Raw genomic sequence first — 19,795 nt, 5'->3', positions numbered from 1 at the left:
TCCTTACAGCTTCATCAGGCTGGCGTCGTCGACCGAGGCCGAGTGGCGGGAGCGGTAGAGCGTCACGATGATCGCCAGGCCGACCACGACCTCGGCGGCGGCGACGACCATGGTGAAGAACGCCATGATCTGCCCGTCGAGGTTGCCGTGCAGCCGGGAGAAGCCGACCAGGGCGAGGTTGCTCGCGTTCAGCATCAGCTCGACGCACATGAAGACGACGATGGCGTTCCGCCGGATCAGCACGCCGGTGGCCCCGATGGTGAAGAGCAGCCCGGCGAGGTAGAGGTAGTTGACCGGATTCACTGGGCGTTCTCCTTGTCACCGTCGCGATCGCCGGCCGTCCGGCCCGGCCCGTTCGCGTCCCGGCCCTCCGGGGCGTCCGGGCCCTCCGGCTCCGCGGGCTCGACCGGGTGGGCGCGTTCCAGGTGCTGCTCGGCCCGCCGCTCCAGGGCGGCCAGGTCGGCCAGCGCCTGCCGGGAGACGTCCCGGACCTGGCCCCGGCTGCGCAGCGTCGGGTTGACGGTCAGCTCGGACGGGGTGCCGTCCGGCAGCAGGCCGGGCAGGTCCACGGCGTTGTGCCGGGCGTAGACGCCGGGGGCGGGCAGCGGCGGGAGGTGCTTGCCCTCGCGCACCCGCTGCTCGGCCAGCTCCCGCTGGGTGCCGCGGCGTTCGGTCCGCTCGCGGTGCGTGAGCACCATGGCGGCGACGGCCGCGGTCACCAGCAGGGCCCCGGTGAGCTCGAAGGCGAAGACGTAGTCGGTGAAGACCAGCCGGGCCAGGCCCTGCACGTTGCCGCCCGCGTTGGCCTCGGCCAGCCCGGTGAAGGTGGAGACCGAGGCGTTGCCCAGCCCGCCGAGCAGCAGGATGCCGAAGCCGAGGCCGCAGAGGGCGGCCATCCACCGCTGGCCCTTGATGGTCTCCCGCAGCGAGTCGGCGGCGGTGACACCGACCAGCATCAGCACGAAGAGGAAGAGCATCATCACGGCACCGGTGTAGACGACGATCTGCACGATGCCGAGGAAGTAGGCGCCGTTGGCGAGATAGAAGACCGCCAGGACGATCATGGTCCCGGCGAGGCAGAGCGCGGAGTGCACGGCCCGCTTCATGAGGACCGTGCCCAGGGCGCCGAGCACGGCGACCGTGCCCAGCACCCAGAACTGCAGCGCCTCGCCGGTGGAGGTGGTGGTCGCCGCCAGGTCTGCGTACGTCATCGGTGGGCCTCCCCGGCGCCGTCGACGCCGCCCGCGGCCTCGCCCTCCGCCGAGCCGCCGGGGGCTGCCGCGCCGTGCGCGGCGGCCGCCGCGGCAGCGGGCTCGTCGGGACCGTAGGTCTCCTTCGCGGCCTGCGGCGGCTCGTTCAGCGGGGTCCTGGAGTGCGCCTCCTGCTGGACCGTGCCGGGGGCGGCCTCGCTGACCAGGCCGCTGTAGTAGTCCTTCTCGGTCATCCCCGGGTGGATCGCGTGCGGGGTGTCGACCATGCCCTCCTCCAGGCCCGCGAGCAGCTCCTCCTTGGTGTAGATGAGCGACTCCCGCGAGTCGTCGGCGAGCTCGTACTCGTTGGTCATGGTCAGCGCACGGGTCGGGCACGCCTCCACGCAGAGCCCGCACAGGATGCAGCGCAGGTAGTTGATCTGGTAGACGCGGCCGTACCGCTCGCCCGGCGAGTAACGCTCCTCGTCGGTGTTGTCCGCGCCCTCCACGTAGATGGCGTCCGCCGGGCACGCCCAGGCGCACAGCTCGCAGCCCACGCACTTCTCCAGCCCGTCCGGGTGCCGGTTGAGCTGGTGACGGCCGTGGAAGCGCGGCGCGGTGGGCTTCTTGTACTCCGGGTACTGCTCGGTCAGCCGCTTCTTGAACATGGCCTTGAAGGTCACGCCGAAGCCGGCCACGGGGTTGTCAGGCACCGTCGGCCTCCCTTCCTTCGTTGGTCCCGTCCTGGGCGCCCTCGGTCTCGGCCGCCGTGCCGACGAGCGTGCGGTCCGCACGGGAGCGGCGCCGCGGCACGGGCGGGAGGGTCTGTCCGGGCAGCGGCGGCACGGGGTAGCCGCCCGCCATCGGGTCGAACGCGGTGTCCGGCGGGGCCTCCGCCCGCTTCCGCGCCTCCTCGGCCTTCTCCGCACGCTCGCGGAAGACGTCGATCAGGAAGGAGAGGAGCAGCAGCGCGATCACGCCGCCGCCGACCCAGTAGATGATGTCGGTGAAGGAGTAGTTCTCGTTCCGCATGGCCCGGACGGCGGCGACCAGCATCAGCCAGACCATGGCGACCGGGATGAGCACCTTCCAGCCCAGCTTCATGAACTGGTCGTAGCGGACCCGCGGCAGCGTGGCCCGGAGCCAGATGAAGCCGAAGAGCAGCACGCTCATCTTGACGGTGAACCAGAGCAGCGGCCACCAGCCGTGGTTCGCCCCCTCCCACCAGGTGGAGAGCGGCGCCGGGGCCCGCCAGCCGCCCAGGAACAGGGTGACCGCGAGGGCGGAGACGGTGACCATGTGGATGTACTCGGCGAGCATGAACATCGCGAACTTGATCGACGAGTACTCGGTGTTGAAGCCGCCGACCAGATCGCCCTCGGACTCCGGCATGTCGAACGGCGCACGGTGCGCCTCGCCGACCATCGACACCAGATAGATGAGGAACGACACCGGCAGCAGCACCGCGAACCAGCGTTCGTCCTGCGCGTCGACGATGGCCGAGGTGGACATCGACCCGGAGTGCAGGAAGACCGCCGCGAAGCTGAGGCCCATCGCGACCTCGTAGCTGATCACCTGGGCGGTGGCCCGCACACCGCCGAGCAGCGGGTAGGTGGAGCCGGAGGACCAGCCGGCCAGCACCACGCCGTAGGCGGCGATGGAGCTGGTGGCCAGGATGTAGAGGACCGCCACCGGGAGATCGGTGAGCTGCATGGCGGTGCGGGTGCCGAAGATGGAGACCTCGTTGCCCGCCGGGCCGAAGGGGATCACCGCGAACGCCATGAAGGCGGGGATCGCGCCGACGATCGGGGCCAGCAGATAGACCGCCTTGTCGGCGCCCCGGACGATCACGTCCTCCTTCAGCATCAGCTTGATGCCGTCCGCCAGGGACTGGAGCATGCCCCACGGCCCGTGGCGGTTGGGGCCGACCCGGCGCTGCATCCAGGCGAGGATCTTCCGCTCGAAGACGATGGAGAGCAGCACGGTGACCATCAGGAAGGCGAAGCAGAAGACCGCCTTGATCCCGATGAGCCACCACGGGTCGGTGCCGAAGGCCGACAGGTCCGCGGCGGCGAGCGCCCCCTCGAAGCCCTGCGGGCCGGTGCCCTGCGTCACGCCTCCACCTCCTGTGCGTCCTGCCCGCCGGGGGCGTCCTGCGGCCCGTCGCCGGGCCCGTCCGGACCGATCCGTACGAGGTCGCCGGGGAGCGCGCCGGTGTCGGCGGTGACGCCGTCCCCGGCCGAGTTGAGCGGCAGCCAGACCACGTGGTCCGGCATCTCCGTGACCCGCAGCGGGAAGCTCACCGAGCCCCGCGGGCCCTCGACGGCCAGCAGATCGCCGTCCCGGACGCCGGCCTGCGCGGCGGTGGCCGCGGAGAGCCGGGCGAGCGCGGCGTGCCGGGTGCCGGCCAGCGCCTCGTCGCCCTCCTGGAGCCGGCCCTGGTCCAGCAGCAGCCGGTGCCCGGCGAGCACCGCGCGGCCCGCGCCGGGCTGCGGCAGCGGCCGCGCCCGCTCCATCGGGGCGGCGGGGCGGGGCCCGTCCCAGCCGCCGAGCCGGTCGAGTTCGCGGCGCGCGGCCCACACGTCCGGCAGCCCCAGCGGCGCCGCGGCGGAGCCGCCGTCGGCCTCGGCGCGGGCGGCGAGGGCGTCGGCGAGCATGTGCAGCACCCGGCCGTCGGACTGGACGTGCCGCCGGGTCATCTGGTCGGGCTTCAGCGCGGCCTCGAAGGGGCGCGCACGGCCCTCCCAGTCGAGATAGGTGCCGGACTTCTCGGCCGCGGCGGCCACCGGCAGCACCACGTCGGCCCGGGCGGTGACCGCGGAGGGCCGCAGCTCCAGGCTGACCAGGAAGCCGGCCGTGTCCAGTGCCTCGGCCGCGCGGGCCGGGTCCGGCAGGTCGGCGAGCTCCACGCCGCCGACCACCAGCGCGGTCAGCTCGCCGGAGGCGGCCGCCTCCACGATGCCCGCGGTGTCCCGGCCCTGCCCGAACGGCAGCGTGCCGATGCCCCAGACCCGCTCGACCTGCTCCCGGGCACGGGCGTCGTCCAGCGGGCGGGCGCCGGGCAGCAGGGTCGGCAGGGCGCCGGCCTCCAGCGCCCCGCGCTCCCCGGCCCGGCGCGGGATCCACACAAGGGTGGCCCCGGTGGCGGTGGCGGCCCGTACGGCGGCGGTCAGCGCGCCCGGCACGGTGGCCAGCCGCTCGCCGACCAGCAGCACCGCGCCCTCCTGGCGCAGCGCCTCGGCCGCCTGCTCGCCGTCGCCCTCCAGCCCGACGCCGCCCGCCAGCGCGTCCAGCCACTCGGTCTCGGTGCCGGGCGCGGCGGGCAGCAGGGTGCCGCCGGCCTTCTCCAGGCCCCGGGTGGCGTACGGGGCGAGCGACCAGGTGCGCTGGCCGTGCTTCCGCATCGCCTTGCGCAGCCGCAGGAAGACGCCGGGGGCCTCCTCCTCGGCCTCGAAACCGGCCAGCAGCACGGCGGGCGCCTGCTCCAGCGCGGTGTAGGTGAGCCCGGTGCCGTCCAGGTCCCGGCCGCGCCCGGCGACGTGCGCGGCGAGGAAGGCAGCCTCCTCGGCGGAGTGTGCCCGGGCCCGGAAGTCCACGTCGTGGGTGCCGAGCGCGACCCGGGCGAACTTCGCGTAGGCGTAGGCGTCCTCGACAGTCAGCCGGCCGCCGGTCAGCACACCGGTACGGCCCCAGGAGCCGGCCAGCCCGCGGGCCGCGGCCTCCAGCGCCTCCGGCCAGCTCGCCGGCTCCAGCTCACCGGTCTCCGCGTTCCGCACCAGCGGGGTGGTGAGCCGGTCCGGGCGCTGGGCGTAGCGGAAGCCGAAGCGGCCCTTGTCGCACACCCACTCCTCGTTGACCTCCGGGTCCTCGGCGGCCAGCCGGCGCATCACCTTGCCGCGCCGGTGGTCCGTACGGATGGCGCAGCCGCCGGCGCAGTGCTCGCACACGCCGGGCGAGGAGACCAGGTCGAAGGGGCGGGAGCGGAAGCGGTAGGCGGCGGAGGTGAGGGCGCCGACCGGGCAGATCTGGATGGTGTTGCCGGAGAAGTAGGACTCGAAGGGCTCGTCCTCGCCGGTGCCCACCTGCTGGAGGGCGCCGCGCTCCAGCAGCTCGATCATCGGGTCGCCCGCGATCTGGTTCGAGAAGCGGGTGCAGCGCGCGCAGAGCACACAGCGCTCGCGGTCCAGCAGCACCTGGGTGGAGATCGGCACCGGCTTCTCGAAGGTGCGCTTGCGGCCCTCGAAACGACTGTCGGCCTGCCCGGCGGACATGGCCTGGTTCTGCAGCGGGCACTCGCCCCCCTTGTCGCAGACCGGGCAGTCCAGCGGGTGGTTGATGAGCAGCAGCTCCATCACGCCGCGCTGGGCCTTCTCCGCCACCGGGGAGGTGAGCTGGGTGCGCACCACCATGCCGTCGGTGCAGGTGATGGTGCAGGAGGCCATCGGCTTGCGCTGGCCCTCGACCTCCACGATGCACTGCCGGCAGGCGCCCGCCGGGTCCAGCAGCGGGTGGTCGCAGAACCGCGGGATCTCGATGCCGAGCTGCTCCGCCGCGCGGATCACCAGGGTGCCCTTGGGCACGCTGATCTCCGCGCCGTCGATGGTCAGCGAGACCATCTCCTCGGCCGGGGGCACCGCGTTCCCCCCGCCGGAGGGTGCGGAAGAGGACGTGACGGTCATGCCTGCACCTCCGGGTGGGACGGGCTGCTCAGCGGTGCGCGGCCCGCGGGGCGGCCGGCGGCGAAGCCGCGGCCCCGCGCGGGCCCGGGCGCCACGGTCATGCGGACACCTCCATGTGCGGGTTCTGCGCGTCGGCCCACGCGGTGGACCGGGCGGGGTCGAAGGGGCAGCCCCGGCCGCCGATGTGCTGCTCGTACTCCTCGCGGAAGTACTTCAGCGAGGAGAAGATCGGGGACGCGGCGCCGTCGCCGAGGGCGCAGAAGGACTTGCCGTTGATGTTGTCGGCGATGTCGGCGATCTTGTCGAGGTCGGCCTGGCCTGCCTTGCCGGCCTCGATGTCGCGGAGAAGCTGGACCAGCCAGTACGTGCCCTCCCGGCAGGGGGTGCACTTGCCGCAGGACTCGTGGGCGTAGAACTCGGTCCAGCGGGTCACCGCCCGGACCACGCAGGTGGTCTCGTCGAAGCACTGCAGGGCCTTGGTGCCGAGCATGGAGCCGGCCTCGCCGACGCCCTCGTAGTCCAGCGGGACGTCCAGGTGCTCATCGGTGAGCAGCGGGGTGGAGGAGCCGCCGGGCGTCCAGAACTTCAGCCGGTGGCCGGGCCGCATGCCGCCGCTCATCTCCAGGAGCTGCCGCAGCGTGACGCCGAGCGGCGCCTCGTACTGGCCCGGCCGGGCGACATGGCCGCTGAGCGAGTAGAGCGTGAAGCCCGGGGACTTCTCGCTGCCCATCGAGCGGAACCACTCCTTGCCGCGGTGCAGCAGGGCGGGAACCGAGGCGATGGACTCGACGTTGTTCACCACGGTGGGGCAGGCGTAGAGACCGGCGACGGCCGGGAAGGGGGGACGCAGCCGGGGCTGGCCGCGGCGCCCCTCCAGGGAGTCGAGCAGCGCGGTCTCCTCGCCGCAGATGTAGGCGCCGGCGCCGGCGTGCACGGTGACCTCGAGGTCCTTGCCCGGCCCGAGGGCGTCCTTGCCGAAGTAGCCCGCCTCGTAGGCCTCGCGCACCGCCAGGTGGAGCCGGCGGAGCACGGGGACGACCTCGCCGCGGAGGTAGATGAAGGCGTGGTCGGAGCGGATCGCGTGGCAGGCGATCGCGATGCCCTCCAGGAGGGAGTGCGGGTTGGCGTAGAGCAGCGGGATGTCCTTGCAGGTGCCGGGCTCCGACTCGTCGGCGTTGACGACGAGGTAGTGCGGCTTGCCGTCACCCTGCGGGATGAACTGCCACTTCATGCCGGTGGGGAAGCCGGCGCCGCCGCGGCCGCGCAGGCCCGAGTCCTTGACGTAGGCGATGAGGTCGTCCGGGTCCATCGCCAGCGCCTTGCGCAGGCCCTGGTAGCCGTCGTGCCGCCGGTAGGTCTCCAGCGTCCACGACTCCGGCTGGTCCCAGAAGGCCGAGAGCACCGGGGCCAGCAGCTTCTCGGGCGACTCGGTGGTCCTCACTGGTCCTCCTCGGTGACCGGTCCGCTGGGGTGCGCCGGGTCGGCGGGCGCGGTGGCCTGCGGCGCGTCGTGCGAGCTCGGGTGGGTGGCCCGCTCCTCGCCGGTGGTACGGGCGCCGGGGCCCGGCACGTCCCCGCCCTCGTCGCCGCCCGCGCCGCGCGGCGCGACCACCCGGGCCGGGGACTCCGCCTCGCCCTTGGCCAGCCGCAGCCCGGCCAGCGAGGCCGGTCCCGCGCCGCCGGTGGCCTCGACGGCGCCGGGGCGCTCGTCGGGGAAGCCGGCGAGGATGCGGGAGGTCTCCTTGAAGCTGCACAGCGGGGCGCCACGGGTGGGCCGCACCTCGCGGCCGGCCCGCAGGTCGTCCACCAGACGCTTGGCGGAGGCGGGGTCCTGGTTGTCGAAGAACTCCCAGTTGACCATCACCACGGGCGCGTAGTCGCAGGCCGCGTTGCACTCGATGTGCTCCAGGGTCACCCTGCCGTCGCCGGTGGTCTCGCCGTTCCCGACGCCGAGGTGCTCCTGGAGCTCGGCGAAGATGGCGTCGCCGCCCATCACCGCGCAGAGCGTGTTGGTGCAGACGCCGACCTGGTAGTCGCCGCCCTGCTTCCGCCGGTACATGGTGTAGAAGGTCGCGACGGCGTTCACCTCGGCGGTGGTGAGGCCCAGCATCTCGGCGCAGAACCGCTGGCCGGTGCGGGTGACGTGACCGTCCTCGGACTGCACCAGGTGCAGCAGCGGCAGCAGCGCGGAGCGGCTGTCCGGATAGCGGCCGATGATCTCCTTCGCGTCCTGCTCCAGCCGCGCCCGTACGTCCGACGGGTAGTCGGGGGCGGGCATCCCGGGGATGCCCAGCTCTACGTCGGTCATCGGTCGACGCCTCCCATCACGGGGTCGATGGACGCGACGGCGACGATGACGTCGGCGACCTGGCCGCCCTCGCACATCGCCGCCATGCACTGGAGGTTGGTGAAGGACGGGTCGCGGAAGTGCACCCGGTAGGGGCGGGTGCCGCCGTCGCTCACGGCGTGCACGCCCAGCTCGCCCTTGGGGGACTCCACGGCCGCGTACGCCTGCCCCGGCGGCACCCGGAAGCCCTCCGTGACCAGCTTGAAGTGGTGGATCAGGGCCTCCATGGAGGTGCCCATGATCTTCCGGATGTGGTCCAGGGAGTTGCCCAGCCCGTCCGGGCCGAGGGCCAGTTGGGCGGGCCAGGCGATCTTCTTGTCGGCCACCATCACGGGCCCGGGCTCCAGCCGGTCGAGGCACTGCTCGACGATCCTCAGGGATTCCCGCATCTCCTCGATGCGGAGCAGGAAGCGCCCGTAGGAGTCGCAGGTGTCGGTGGTGGGGACGTCGAAGTCGTAGGTCTCGTAGCCGCAGTACGGCTGGGCCTTGCGCAGGTCGAACGGCAGGCCGGCGGAGCGCAGGATGGGCCCGGTGGCGCCGAGCGCCATGCAGCCGGCCAGGTCGAGGTAGCCGATGTCCTTGAGCCGGGCCTTGTAGACCGGGTTGCCGACGGCGAGCTTGTCGTACTCCGGCAGGTTCTTCTTGAACTTCTTCACGAACTCGCGGAGCGCGTCCATGCTGCCGGGCGGCAGGTCCTGGGAGAGACCGCCGGGCCGGATGTACGCGTGGTTCATCCGCAGGCCGGTGATCAGCTCGAAGAGGTCCAGGATCATCTCGCGGTCCCGGAAGCCGGAGATGGCGACGGTGGTGGCGCCCAGCTCCATGCCGCCGGTGGCGAGGTAGACCAGGTGCGAGGAGATCCGGTTGAGCTCCATCAGCAGCACCCGGATGACGTTCGCCCGCTGCGGCACGTCGTCCTCGATGCCGAGCAGCTTCTCCACCGCCAGGCAGTAGGCCGCCTCGTTGTGCAGCGGCATGAGGTAGTCCATGCGCGTCACGAAGGTCGTGCCCTGGGTCCAGGTGCGGTACTCGAGGTTCTTCTCGATGCCGGTGTGCAGGTAGCCGATGCCGCAGCGGGCCTCGGTGACGGTCTCGCCGTCGATCTCCAGGATGAGCCGGAGCACGCCGTGCGTGGACGGGTGCTGCGGACCCATGTTGACGATGATCCGCTCGTCGTCGCTGCGGGCGGCCGCCGAGGCGAGCTCGTCCCAGTCGCCGCCGGTGACGTCGTAGACGGTGCCCTCGGTGGTCTCACGGGCGCCGGCCGTCGCGTGGGGTGCGTGTGCAGTGGACATCAGCTGTACGACCTCCGCTGGTCGGGAGCCGGGATCTGGGCGCCCTTGTACTCGACGGGGATGCCGCCGAGGGGGTAGTCCTTGCGCTGCGGATGGCCCTGCCAGTCGTCGGGCATCATGATCCGCGTCAGGGCGGGGTGGCCGTCGAAGACGATGCCGAAGAAGTCGTAGGTCTCCCGCTCGTGCCAGTCGTTGGTCGGGTAGACCTCCACGATCGACGGGATGCGCGGGTCCGCGTCGGGCGCGCTCACCTCCAGCCGGATCATCCGGTTGTGGGTGAGCGAGCGCAGGTGGTAGACGGCGTGCAGCTCGCGGCCCTCGTCGCCGGGGAAGTGCACCCCGCTGACGCCGGTGCACATCTCGAAGCGCAGCGCCGGGTCGTCCCGCAGGGTGCGGGCGACCTGCCGCAGGTGCTCCCGGGCCACGTGGAAGGTGAGCTGCTCGCGGTCGACGACCGTCTTTTCCAGCGCCTCCTCGGGGGCGAGCCCCTGCTCCTCCAGGGCACCCTCCAGCTCGTCGGCCACCTCGTCGAACCAGCCGCCGTACGGGCGCTGGGCCGCACCGGGCAGCCGCACCGTACGGACCAGACCGCCGTAGCCGGAGGTGTCGCCGCCGGCGCTGGGGCCGAACATCCCGCGGCGTACGCCGATGACCTCGCCGGCGTCCCCGCGCTGCCCGGGGAGGTTGTTCGCGTTCACGTCCTGGTCGGGGTTGTGCCCGTTCTGCTCACTCGATGCGCTCACCGCAGCAGCCCCTTCATCTCGATCGTCGGAAGCGCACGCTTCGCCGCCTCCTCCGCCTCGCGGGCCGCGCGCTCGCGGTTCACGCCGAGCTTCTCGTTCTTGACGTGCTCGTGGAGCTTGAGGATGGAGTCCATCAGCATCTCCGGGCGCGGCGGGCAGCCGGGCAGGTAGATGTCCACGGGGACGATGTGATCGACGCCCTGCACGATCGCGTAGTTGTTGAACATCCCGCCGGAGGAGGCGCACACGCCCATGGAGATGACCCACTTCGGGTTGGGCATCTGGTCGTAGACCTGACGCAGCACCGGGGCCATCTTCTGGCTGACCCGCCCTGCCACGATCATGAGATCCGCCTGGCGGGGTGAGCCGCGGAAGACCTCCATGCCGAAGCGGGCCAGGTCGTAGCGGCCCGCGCCTGTCGTCATCATCTCGATGGCACAGCAGGCGAGTCCGAAGGTCGCCGGGAACATCGACGACTTGCGGACCCACCCGGCGGCCTGCTCGACGGTGGAGAGCAGAAAGCCGCTCGGCAGTTTCTCTTCGAGTCCCATTTCTCTACGCCCCTAGTCCCATTCCAGGCCGCCGCGCCGCCACACGTAGGCGTAGGCGACGAAGACGGTGAGCACGAAGAGCAGCATCTCCACGAGCCCGAAAAGCCCCAGGGCGTCGAAGGTGACCGCCCAGGGGTAGAGGAAGACGATTTCGATGTCGAAGACGATGAACAGCATCGCCGTCAGGTAGTACTTGATCGGGAAGCGGCCGCCGCCGGACGGCTGGGGAGTCGGCTCGATCCCGCACTCGTAGGCCTCGAGCTTGGCCCGGTTGTAGCGCTTGGGGCCGATGATCGAGGCCATCACCACGGAGAAGATCGCAAAGGCCGCTCCCAGGCCCCCCAGCACAAGGATGGGCGCGTACGCGTTCACCGCTCCTCGCTCCTTCCGGTCGCCCCCACGTCAGGAAGATCGCTCCTATGTGAGGCAGTTCACAAGCCCTGGCGAAGGGCATCCTATGCCTGCGGCTCTGTGATCTGCGACACGGGGTACGACAACGACTTTGTGATCTTCACCACCCGGCGGCGGATCACCCGGTCACACATCTGGCGATCTTCATACGCGAAGCTCTGAAGCCATCACCAACGGTGACGTCCCAAGGCGCCTGACCTGCCGTGCAGCAGGTCCCCTTAGCACCCAGCATAATGCGATGGCAAATTCGCGCTGGACAGCTCCGCGTGCTACTCGCACCGCCCGCGGCGAGCGGCCCGGCGACCGGGGGCGCCCCTCGCGCGCACGGACGGGAGGGCGCCGGTCGTGAACGCCGGCACAAGACGGAAGCGCATCCTCCGGGGCCTCGCCGCCACCCGCGGGGGACGCTTCAGTGGTCTGCTCCTGTGGCTCTTTCTTTCCTGGGCACCGCTGGTTGACGTGCGTCACGCGCGACCCGCATGTTTGACATGCCCTCGACAGTGCCGTCCACCGGCCGGGCTCACCCCCACGAGACCCCCGCAGGAGGTCACCGATGTCCAGAGGAACCCCGCTGTGGCGGCGGCTCCGCTCCGTCGCTCTCGGCGGGCTGGCCGCCGCCCTGGTCCTCACCGGCCAGAGCGCGCAGGCCGCCCCCGCGCCCGCGGAACCCCCCACGATGAACCACGCCTTCACGGAGGCCGCCGAGGAGTACCGGGTCCCGCGCGACCTGCTGGTCGCCGTCGGGTACGGCGAGACGCATCTGGACGGCCACGACGGGCGTCCCAGCCACGCCAACGGCTACGGCGTGATGCACCTGGCCGACAACCCCGGACAGCACAGCCTGGAACGGGCCGCCGAGCTGACCGGCACCCCGCGCTCCGTGCTCCGCCGGGACACCGTGGCCAACATCCGGGGCGGCGCCGCCGTGCTCGCCGACCACGCCCGGGCGCTGGGCCTGACCGGCGCCGAGCGCCGCGACCCGGACGCCTGGTACCCGGCCGTGGCCCGCTACGGCGGCGCCGAGGACCCGCGCACCGCCCGGCTCTACGCCGACACCGTCTACCGCTTCCTCGCGGACGGCGTCAGCGCCCACACCCCCGCCGGCGAGCGGGTCACCGTGCGCCCGCGCCCGGTCGACCCCGAGCGCGGCCGGTACGCCGCGGTGCCCTCCCTGGACGGCTCCGGTGACGGCGCGGCCCTGCAGAGCGCCGACTACCCGCCGGCCCGCTGGGTGCCGGCCGACCCCAGCAACTACTCCTCCGGCCGCGCCTCCTCGATCACCACCGTCGTCGTCCACGTCACCCAGGGCAGCTACGCCGGGACCATCAGCTGGTTCCAGAACCCCTCCTCCGACGTGAGCGCCCACTACGTGGTGCGCTCCTCGGACGGCGAGGTGACGCAGATGGTGCGGGACCGGGACACCGCCTGGCACGCCCGCTCCGGCAACCCCTACTCCGTCGGCATCGAGCACGAGGGGTACGTCGACGACCCGACCTGGTTCACCGACGCCATGTACCGCTCCTCCGCCGCGCTCACCCGCCACCTGTGCGACGAGTACGGCATCCCGAAGGACCGGGCGCACGTCGTCGGCCACCACGAGGTGCCGGGCAACGACCACACCGACCCCGGGCCGTACTGGGACTGGGACTACTACATGGAACTCGTCGGCGGCAGCGGCGAGGTCACGCCCCGGCTGAGCTTCCCCTCCTACGACACCCTGCGCGAGGGTGACCGGAACGACCAGGTGAAGGCGGCCCAGTACCTGCTGAACGCGCAGGGCTTCGACGCCGGCAGCGTGGACGGGATCTTCGGGCCCGCCACCGACGCCGCCGTGCGCTCCTTCCAGAGCGACCGCGGACTGACCGCCGACGGCGTCGTCGGAAAGCGCACCTGGACGGCGCTGCTCTCCGCCGGGTCCACACCGCTGCTGCAGAACGGCGACTCGGGCGCCGCGGTGACCCGGCTCCAGCGGGCCCTGACCGCCGCCCTCGGCCGCACCGTCGAGACCGACGGGCTCTTCGGCCCGAAGACCGAGGAAGCCGTCCGCGACTACCAGACCGGCCGCGGACTGGGCGTGGACGGCCTCGTCGGCGACGAGACCTGGGGAGCGCTGCAGTCCGGCCGGTGACCGGCCGCCACCCGCTCCTGACGGCGCGCCGGCCGCACGCCCCCGTGCGGCCGGCGCGCCGCCCGCCGTGGACGGGGCGGCACCACGACGCGGCGGGCAGTGCGTCCGCCGATGCTCCGTTAACGGCGGAATGACCGCTTTGCAGGGGCACTTCGGGCACCTCCACCTGACGGTGCGACACCGCCACGTGAGGTGCACCACGCCCCCGGGCCGCCGCGATCCGCCGTCGTTGCGCGCGTTACCGTCGCGTGATAAGCCGAAGACGCAATCCGGACCTCCCGGACAACTCCCTGGGTATGGCCGCGTAGTCGGGCGCGGAAGGCCGCCCTCCGGGGTGCACGGAGGGCTCCGAATCCCCCCAACAGGCCCGGTAGCCGACGAGTGTGGCGCATCCCACCCCAATTGAAGGGAACCCGGGCCCCCTGATAGCCAGTTCCCATGTCCCCGAACGCAGTCATACCCAGCCACCGGAAGCCCCGGGTGCGCAGCGGCCGTCAGGCCGCCTGGCGCGCCGGAGTCGCCGGTGGCGTGCTCAGCACCATCGCGGTGACCTCGGGCGCCACGCCCTCCTCCGCGCACGGTGCCGACGGCGCCGGCGAGACCGCCGCCGAGACGACCGCAGAGATCCCCACGGTCCCCACGCTCGCCGCCGACCTCACGGCCGGCACCGAGCGGACCGCGCAGGCACTCCAGACCTCCGCCGCCCGCTACGACCTGGCGGCCGCACGGGACAGGGCGGCCGAGGAGGCCGCCGAGATCGCCGCCCAGAAGAAGGCGAAGGCCGAGGCCGAGGCCCACCGCAAGGCGGAGGCCCGCCGCAAGGCCGAGGCCCGTGCCCGGGCCGCCGCCGAGGAGGAGCGGGCGTCCCGCGCGGCACCCCGCACCGAGATCGACGTCGCAGCCACCGGCAGCGTCGGCGAACTGGTCGGCTTCCTGCGCGCCCAGGTCGGCAAGGCGTACGTGATGGGCGCCTCCGGGCCGAGCGCGTACGACTGCTCCGGACTGGTGCAGACCGCGTTCCGGCAGATCGGCGTCAGCCTGCCGCGCGTCTCGCAGGGCCAGTCGGCCGCCGGCACCCAGGTGTCCGTGAGCCAGGCGCAGCCCGGCGACATCCTCTACTGGGGCGGCGCGGGCAGCGCCCACCACGTGGCCGTCTACGTCGGCGGCGGCCAGTACATCGACGCGGCGAACCCCTCCAAGGGCGTCGTGGTGCAGAACGTCTCCGACTGGCCGCCGGACGGCGCGACCCGCGTCCTGTGACGCCGCGCTGACGCCGTATCACGACCGCCGCGCCGCAGTCGCGCCCCGGCACCGCACAGCCACGACGGGTCCCGGACGCCTTCGCGTCCGGGGCCCGTCGCTCTGTCCGGGCCCGTCGCACGGACCCGCCGGGCGGTGGCCCCTCAGGCCTTGGGCGCCACCTTGGAGAGCCCGTTGATGATGCGGTCCATGGCGTCCCCGCCCGTGGGGTCCGTGAGATTGGCCAGCATCTTGAGGGTGAAGCGCATCAGCACCGGGTGGCTCAGCCCGCGCTCCGTCGCCAGCTTCATCACCTTCGGGTTGCCGATGAGCTTCACGAAGGCGCGGCCCAGGGTGTAGTAGCCGCCGTAGGTGTCCTTGAGCACCCGCGGGTAGGAGCGCAGCGCCAGCTCCCGCTGGGAGGGGGTGCTGCGGGCCTGCGCCTGCACCACGACCTGCGCGGCGATCTCCCCGGACTCCATGGCGTACGCGATGCCCTCGCCGTTGAACGGGTTCACCAGGCCGCCGGCGTCGCCGACCAGCAGCAGACCGCGGGTGTAGTGCGGCTGCCGGTTGAAGGCCATCGGCAGCGCGGCGCCGCGGATCGGGCCCGTCATGTTCTCCGGGGTGTAGCCCCAGTCCTCGGGCATGGAGGCGCACCAGGCCTTGAGCACCTCACGCCAGTCCAGGTCCTTGAAGGCCGCGGAGGTGTTGAGCACGCCCAGCCCCACGTTGGAGGTGCCGTCGCCCATGCCGAAGATCCAGCCGTAGCCGGGCAGCAGCCGGTCCTCCGGGCCCCGGCGGTCCCAGAGCTCCAGCCAGGACTCCAGGTAGTCGTCGTCGTGCCGGGGCGAGGTGAAGTAGGTGCGCACCGCGACGCCCATCGGGCGGTCGTCCCGGCGGTGCAGGCCCATCTTGAGGGACAGCCGGGTGGAGTTGCCGTCGGCGGCGACCACCAGCGGCGCCCGGAAGGTCACCGGGGTACGCTCCTCGCCGAGTTTCGCCTGCACGCCGATGATCCGGCCCGTACGGTCGTCGAGGAGCGGCTCGCCGACGTTGCACCGCTCGTGCAGCCGGGCCCCGGCCTTCTCCGCCTGGCGGGCGAGCTGGAGGTCGAAGTCGTCCCGCTTGCGGACCAGTCCGTAGTCCGGGTAGCTGGCCAGCTCGGGCCAGTCGAGCTGGAGCCGCTGACCGCCCCCGATGATCCGCAGGCCCTTGTTCCGCAGCCAGCCGGCCTCCTCGGAGATGTCGACGCCCATCCCCGCGAGCTGCTTCACCGCGCGCGGCGTCAGGCCGTCGCCGCACACCTTCTCCCGCGGGAAGGCCGTCTTCTCCAGCAGGAGCACGTCGAGGCCGGAGCGGGCGAGGTGGTAGGCCGTGGTGGACCCGGCCGGCCCGGCGCCGACCACGATCACGTCGGCGTGGTGCTCGGAGGCTGCCTTCGTCTGGGGCTCGGTCACGACGGTCTCCCGCAAGACTCGGTGTGGCGCGTGCCGGCCGTGCCGGGCGCTGGACACGCCCAGTCTAGGAGGACGCCCCGCGCCGGGCCGGACGGGCCCGCACGGACGCCGCGCGGCCGGGGTCGCGTCGCCCGGTGCCGGCCCCGGGCACGGCCCCGGCAGGCAGGTTGCGGGCATGCCGGGACGGCGGGGTTCCGGGCAGGCGGCCCGCGCCGGCGGTGCGGAGCCGCTACGCCGGGCGCCAGGCGCGGTGCAGGGCGACCACCCCGCCGCTGAGGTTACGCCAGGCCACCCGGGACCAGCCGGCGGCCTGGAGCCGCCGGGCCAGCGCCGGCTGGTCCGGCCAGGCGCGGATGGACTCGGCGAGGTAGACGTACGCGTCCGGGCTGCTGGAGACCGCCTCGGCGACCCGGGGCAGCGCCCGCATCAGGTACTCCGTGTAGACGGTGCGGAAGGGCGCCCAGGCCGGGTGGCTGAACTCGCAGACGACCACCCGCCCGCCGGGCCGGGTCACCCGCAGCGTCTCGGCCAGCGCGGCGTCCGTGTCCTGCACGTTCCGCAGCCCGAAGGAGATGGTGACGGCGTCGAAGACGCCGTCCCGGAAGGGCAGCCGGGTGGCGTCCCCCGCGGTGAACGGCAACCGGGGGTGGCGGCGGCGCCCCTCGGCGAGCATGCCGGTGGAGAAGTCGCAGGGCACGGTGTACGCGCCGGCGCCGGTGAACGGCAGCGAGGAGGTGCCCGTACCGGCGGCGAGGTCCAGCACCCGCTCGCCCGGCCGGGCGTCGACGGCCCGTGCCACGGCTCGCCGCCAGAGCCGGGCCTGGCCGAGCGACAGCACGTCGTTGGTGAGGTCGTAGCGCGCCGCCACGTCGTCGAACATCGCGGCGACTTCGTGCGGCTGCTTCTCCAGGGATGCTCGGGTCACACGACCATTGTCCCGCCCCGCCCCGGCCCCCGGCGGCCGGGGCACGCCTCCGGCGGGGCGGGGTCCTCAGAGCTCGACCAGCTCCGCCAGGTCCACGGCGACGGGGAACGGCACGTCGGTCTTCAGCCGCAGGCGGTGGGTGGGGTGATCCGGCGGCGCGAGCGTCCCGGCCTCGTGGTGCCGCCAGAACTCGTGCACCACGGGCACCCCCTCCTCGCCCCGCTCGACGCGCCAGTAGTACGGCACGCCCACCTCGGCGAGTATCCCGGGCTTGCGGAACCGGTCCTCGCTGCGCGAGCCGGGCGAGACGACCTCCACCACCAGACGCACCTGCGACACCGGCAGGCATTCCAGGGTGAAGACGTCCAGGCCGGTCTTGTCGTAGACGACGAGGTCCGGCTTGATCACCGTGTGCTCGTCGAGCATGACGCAGCGTTCGACATCTGCCGTGTACGGGGCCCTTTCTGCCTTGCTCAGGGCAAGGAAGAGCCTGTTGCGCACACGGTCATGCCAGAAGTGCGTCATCCCTCGGGGCACGATCTCTCCGTCCACCAGCTCCCAGTCGAAGGGGAGATCCAGTTCCCTGACCTGGTCGTAGCGCCAGCCGCCCTCCGGCGGGCTCATCCAGGTGTCCGGAGTGGCCTGCTCCTGCCGTTCGCGGGTCATCACTACTCCCATGGGCGCAAGCGTGGACGACACACGTGCCGTGGTCCCTGAAACGACCGTACCCTCACTCGACGGGAGGGACGGCCGCCATGCCGGTTGACGCGCCCGGCGGCGTGGGGCCGGGCGGCCGGGTGGAGGGGGGCCGGTCAGACCGTGTCGACGAGCTTGAGCTCGGGGTGGGCGCTGCCGCCGTCGAGGGCGGTGGAGGAGAAGTGCGAGACCACCCGGTCGTCCACCGGGTCCTGCGCCGGGTCGTCGTGCACCACCAGGTGCTCGTAGGTGGTGCTGCGCTGTGCCGGCACCCGGTCGGCCGCGCGGATCAGCTCGATGAGCTCCATCTGGTCGGAGCGGTGCCGGGCGCCCGCGGAGGAGACGACGTTCTCCTCCAGCATCACCGAGCCCAGGTCGTCCGCGCCGTAGTGCAGCGAGAGCTGGCCGACCTCCTTGCCGGTGGTCAGCCAGGAGCCCTGGATGTGCGCGACGTTGTCCAGGAAGATCCGGGCAACGGCGATCATGCGCAGGTACTCGAAGAGGGTGGCCTGCGTCTGCCCCTTCAGGGTGTTGTTCTCCGGCTGGTAGGTGTACGGGATGAAGGCGCGGAAGCCGCCGGTGCGGTCCTGCACGTCCCGGATCATCCGCAGGTGCTCGATCCGCTCCGCGTTGGTCTCGCCGGTGCCCATCAGCATGGTGGAGGTGGACTCCACACCCAGCCGGTGGGCGGTCTCCATGATCTCCAGCCAGCGCTCGCCGGACTCCTTCAGCGGGGCGATGGCCTTCCGGGCCCGCTCGGGCAGCAGCTCGGCGCCGGCACCGGCGAAGGAGTCCAGCCCGGCGTCGTGGATACGGCGGATCGCCTCCTCCGGGCTCACCCCGGAGATCCGCGCCATGTGCTCCACCTCGGAGGCGCCCAGCGAGTGGATGACGAGCTGCGGGAACTCCTTCTTGATGGCGGCGAAGTGCTTCTCGTAGTACTCCACGCCGAAGTCGGGGTGGTGGCCGCCCTGGAACATGATCTGGGTGCCGCCCAGCTCCACCGTCTCGGCACAGCGCCGCAGGATGTCGTCCAGGTCCCGGACCCACACCTGGTCGCTCTTCGGTGAGGCGTAGAAGGCGCAGAACTTGCACGCCGTCACACAGGAGTTGGTGTAGTTGATGTTCCGCTCGATGATGTACGTCGCGATGTGCTCGGTGCCGGCGTAGCGCCGGCGGCGCACCGCGTCGGCCGCCCGGCCGAGCGCGTGCAGGGGGGCGGAACGGTAGAGGTCGAGCGCCTCCTGCGGGGTGACCCGCCCGCCGTCGGCGGCGCGGTCGAGTACGGACTTCCACTCGGCGTGCTCGGGCACCGTGACGTCCCTTCGGGTGGCGGCAACGACCGCTCCAGCGTACGCCAGGTGGATCAGCCGATCTTGCGCAGCGTCCCGGTGGGGTTGCCGCCCGCCTCGTCCCGGGCCTCGTAGCGGAGCGTGCCGTCCTCACGGAGGGTGAACCACTCGTCCGTGCCGCCGGTGCACCCGGGGGTCTGCCGGGTGACGGAGGTGTCCATCACGAGCTTGCTCCCGGTGGCCGAGGTGAGCGTCCACTCCGCCGGGCAGACCAGGCTCAGCAGGGTGACCGTGCCGGAGGCGACCTTCTCGCCCTCGGCGCCCTGCTCGATGGTGAGTTCCATGGTGCCGGCGGGGAGTCCGCTGTCCGTGGTCAGGGAGCCCTTCCAGGTGCCGAGGAAGTCCTCGGGGACGGCGGGCTCGTCGTCCCCGCCGTCCGCCCCGCCGGTCGAGCCCTCCGAGTCCTCGGAGGTGGGCTCGGCGGAGGGTGCACCGGAGGCCGTCGGCCCGTCGGAGGCCGGGGGCCGGGCGGTGTCACCCCGCTCCCCGCCGGGCAGCAGGTCGAACACGACGGTCGCGGCGAGCAGCACCGCGACCAGCGCACCCGCCACGGAGAGCACCAGCGTGCAGCTCACCTGGCGCCCACGGGTGGCGCCGGGCGGGGTGCCGGTGGCGGCCGCGGCGGCCACCCGGAAACGGCCCCGCCCGCTCTGCGGCCCCGGTTCTCCGGCGGGGTCGTCCGGGGCGTACGCCGGGGCGGGCGGCCCGAAGCCGCCCGCCGCCGGCGGCCCGGGCACGCCCGGACCGGCACCGGACGGCCCGGCCCGCCCGGGCTCCGCC

The 19,795-nt window shown here is 72.7% G+C and carries 17 protein-coding genes and 1 pseudogene; 2 read left to right on the top strand and 16 right to left on the bottom strand.

Features of this window, described 5'->3' with window-relative positions:
- Positions 1-3: 3 nt before the first annotated feature.
- From nuoK to HOY81_RS15530, 11 genes are all read right to left on the bottom strand, one after another.
- Positions 4-303 (bottom strand): NADH-quinone oxidoreductase subunit NuoK, encoded by a 300-nt coding sequence (gene nuoK / locus HOY81_RS15580; RefSeq protein WP_237321010.1) that lies wholly within the window; start codon positions 301-303, stop codon positions 4-6.
- Positions 300-1,211, bottom strand: a complete 912-nt coding sequence (locus tag HOY81_RS15575) for an NADH-quinone oxidoreductase subunit J (protein ID WP_237321009.1) — start codon at positions 1,209-1,211, stop codon at positions 300-302. The genes nuoK and HOY81_RS15575 overlap by 4 nt, the downstream gene beginning before the upstream one ends.
- The gene (gene nuoI / locus HOY81_RS15570; RefSeq protein ID WP_308341064.1) at positions 1,208-1,903 is read right to left on the bottom strand and encodes an NADH-quinone oxidoreductase subunit NuoI; all 696 of its coding nucleotides are present in this window, start codon (positions 1,901-1,903) and stop codon (positions 1,208-1,210) included. The genes HOY81_RS15575 and nuoI overlap by 4 nt, the downstream gene beginning before the upstream one ends.
- Positions 1,896-3,305: an NADH-quinone oxidoreductase subunit NuoH gene (gene nuoH / locus HOY81_RS15565; protein ID WP_237321008.1), complete on the bottom strand. Its 1,410-nt coding sequence runs from the start codon at positions 3,303-3,305 to the stop codon at positions 1,896-1,898. The genes nuoI and nuoH overlap by 8 nt, the downstream gene beginning before the upstream one ends.
- On the bottom strand, positions 3,302-5,869 hold the full coding sequence (locus HOY81_RS15560) for an NADH-quinone oxidoreductase subunit G (protein WP_237321007.1): 2,568 nt from the start codon (positions 5,867-5,869) through the stop codon (positions 3,302-3,304). Before HOY81_RS15560 ends, nuoH begins: the two co-directional genes overlap by 4 nt.
- A 97-nt stretch (positions 5,870-5,966) precedes the next feature.
- The gene (gene nuoF, locus HOY81_RS15555) at positions 5,967-7,310 is read right to left on the bottom strand and encodes an NADH-quinone oxidoreductase subunit NuoF (protein ID WP_237321006.1); all 1,344 of its coding nucleotides are present in this window, start codon (positions 7,308-7,310) and stop codon (positions 5,967-5,969) included.
- On the bottom strand, positions 7,307-8,176 hold the full coding sequence (gene nuoE, locus HOY81_RS15550) for an NADH-quinone oxidoreductase subunit NuoE (RefSeq protein ID WP_237321005.1): 870 nt from the start codon (positions 8,174-8,176) through the stop codon (positions 7,307-7,309). Before nuoE ends, nuoF begins: the two co-directional genes overlap by 4 nt.
- Positions 8,173-9,510 carry an NADH-quinone oxidoreductase subunit D gene (locus HOY81_RS15545; protein ID WP_237321004.1) on the bottom strand — a complete coding sequence of 446 codons (1,338 nt, stop codon included), beginning with the start codon at positions 9,508-9,510 and terminating at the stop codon, positions 8,173-8,175. Before HOY81_RS15545 ends, nuoE begins: the two co-directional genes overlap by 4 nt.
- Positions 9,510-10,253: an NADH-quinone oxidoreductase subunit C gene (locus tag HOY81_RS15540; RefSeq protein ID WP_237321003.1), complete on the bottom strand. Its 744-nt coding sequence runs from the start codon at positions 10,251-10,253 to the stop codon at positions 9,510-9,512. The genes HOY81_RS15545 and HOY81_RS15540 overlap by 1 nt, the downstream gene beginning before the upstream one ends.
- The gene (locus HOY81_RS15535) at positions 10,250-10,804 is read right to left on the bottom strand and encodes an NADH-quinone oxidoreductase subunit B family protein (RefSeq protein WP_237321002.1); all 555 of its coding nucleotides are present in this window, start codon (positions 10,802-10,804) and stop codon (positions 10,250-10,252) included. Before HOY81_RS15535 ends, HOY81_RS15540 begins: the two co-directional genes overlap by 4 nt.
- Positions 10,805-10,816: 12 nt before the next feature.
- The gene (locus HOY81_RS15530; RefSeq protein ID WP_237321001.1) at positions 10,817-11,176 is read right to left on the bottom strand and encodes an NADH-quinone oxidoreductase subunit A; all 360 of its coding nucleotides are present in this window, start codon (positions 11,174-11,176) and stop codon (positions 10,817-10,819) included.
- Positions 11,177-11,768: 592 nt separating this feature from the next.
- Here HOY81_RS15530 and HOY81_RS15525 point away from each other — a divergent pair.
- Together HOY81_RS15525 and HOY81_RS15520 are read left to right on the top strand one after the other, a co-directional pair.
- Positions 11,769-13,343: a peptidoglycan-binding protein gene (locus HOY81_RS15525; protein ID WP_237321000.1), complete on the top strand. Its 1,575-nt coding sequence runs from the start codon at positions 11,769-11,771 to the stop codon at positions 13,341-13,343.
- A gap of 438 nt (positions 13,344-13,781) precedes the next feature.
- On the top strand, positions 13,782-14,603 hold the full coding sequence (locus HOY81_RS15520) for a C40 family peptidase (RefSeq protein WP_237320999.1): 822 nt from the start codon (positions 13,782-13,784) through the stop codon (positions 14,601-14,603).
- 143 nt (positions 14,604-14,746) lie between these two features.
- On the opposite strand, the gene HOY81_RS15515 is transcribed toward HOY81_RS15520, so the two are convergent.
- From HOY81_RS15515 to HOY81_RS27410, 5 genes and pseudogenes are all read right to left on the bottom strand, one after another.
- Positions 14,747-16,042 carry a geranylgeranyl reductase family protein gene (locus tag HOY81_RS15515; RefSeq protein WP_237320998.1) on the bottom strand — a complete coding sequence of 432 codons (1,296 nt, stop codon included), beginning with the start codon at positions 16,040-16,042 and terminating at the stop codon, positions 14,747-14,749.
- Positions 16,043-16,271: 229 nt separating this feature from the next.
- A complete protein-coding gene (locus HOY81_RS15510) occupies positions 16,272-16,967 on the bottom strand; it encodes a demethylmenaquinone methyltransferase (protein WP_237320997.1) in 696 nt (231 codons plus the stop codon).
- 66 nt (positions 16,968-17,033) lie between these two features.
- Positions 17,034-17,645: a Uma2 family endonuclease gene (locus tag HOY81_RS15505; RefSeq protein ID WP_237320996.1), complete on the bottom strand. Its 612-nt coding sequence runs from the start codon at positions 17,643-17,645 to the stop codon at positions 17,034-17,036.
- A gap of 134 nt (positions 17,646-17,779) precedes the next feature.
- Complete coding sequence (mqnC, locus tag HOY81_RS15500) at positions 17,780-18,976, bottom strand: cyclic dehypoxanthinyl futalosine synthase (protein WP_237320995.1); 1,197 nt, start codon at positions 18,974-18,976, stop codon at positions 17,780-17,782.
- A 53-nt stretch (positions 18,977-19,029) separates the two neighbouring features.
- A pseudogene (locus HOY81_RS27410) lies at positions 19,030-19,795 on the bottom strand (serine/threonine protein kinase); the annotation flags it as partial.

Origin of the sequence: Streptomyces sp. JJ36 (assembly GCF_021696945.1) — a bacterium.
GTDB lineage: Bacteria > Actinomycetota > Actinomycetes > Streptomycetales > Streptomycetaceae > Streptomyces.
The sequence above is the reverse complement of the archived record's forward strand: the minus strand, read 5'-3'. Positions and strand labels throughout refer to the sequence as shown.

Bases quoted from the DNA above. Each gene is read 5' to 3' on its own strand.
- HOY81_RS15545 (WP_237321004.1), bottom strand. From the start codon at position 9,510: ATGTCCACTGCACACGCACCCCACGCGACGGCCGGCGCCCGTGAGACC.
- nuoE (WP_237321005.1), bottom strand. From the start codon at position 8,176: ATGACCGACGTAGAGCTGGGCATCCCCGGGATGCCCGCCCCCGACTAC.
- HOY81_RS15535 (WP_237321002.1), bottom strand. From the start codon at position 10,804: ATGGGACTCGAAGAGAAACTGCCGAGCGGCTTTCTGCTCTCCACCGTC.
- HOY81_RS15575 (WP_237321009.1), bottom strand. From the start codon at position 1,211: ATGACGTACGCAGACCTGGCGGCGACCACCACCTCCACCGGCGAGGCG.
- HOY81_RS15520 (WP_237320999.1), top strand. From the start codon at position 13,782: ATGTCCCCGAACGCAGTCATACCCAGCCACCGGAAGCCCCGGGTGCGC.
- HOY81_RS15525 (WP_237321000.1), top strand. From the start codon at position 11,769: ATGTCCAGAGGAACCCCGCTGTGGCGGCGGCTCCGCTCCGTCGCTCTC.
- HOY81_RS15560 (WP_237321007.1), bottom strand. From the start codon at position 5,869: ATGACCGTCACGTCCTCTTCCGCACCCTCCGGCGGGGGGAACGCGGTG.
- HOY81_RS15505 (WP_237320996.1), bottom strand. From the start codon at position 17,645: ATGGGAGTAGTGATGACCCGCGAACGGCAGGAGCAGGCCACTCCGGAC.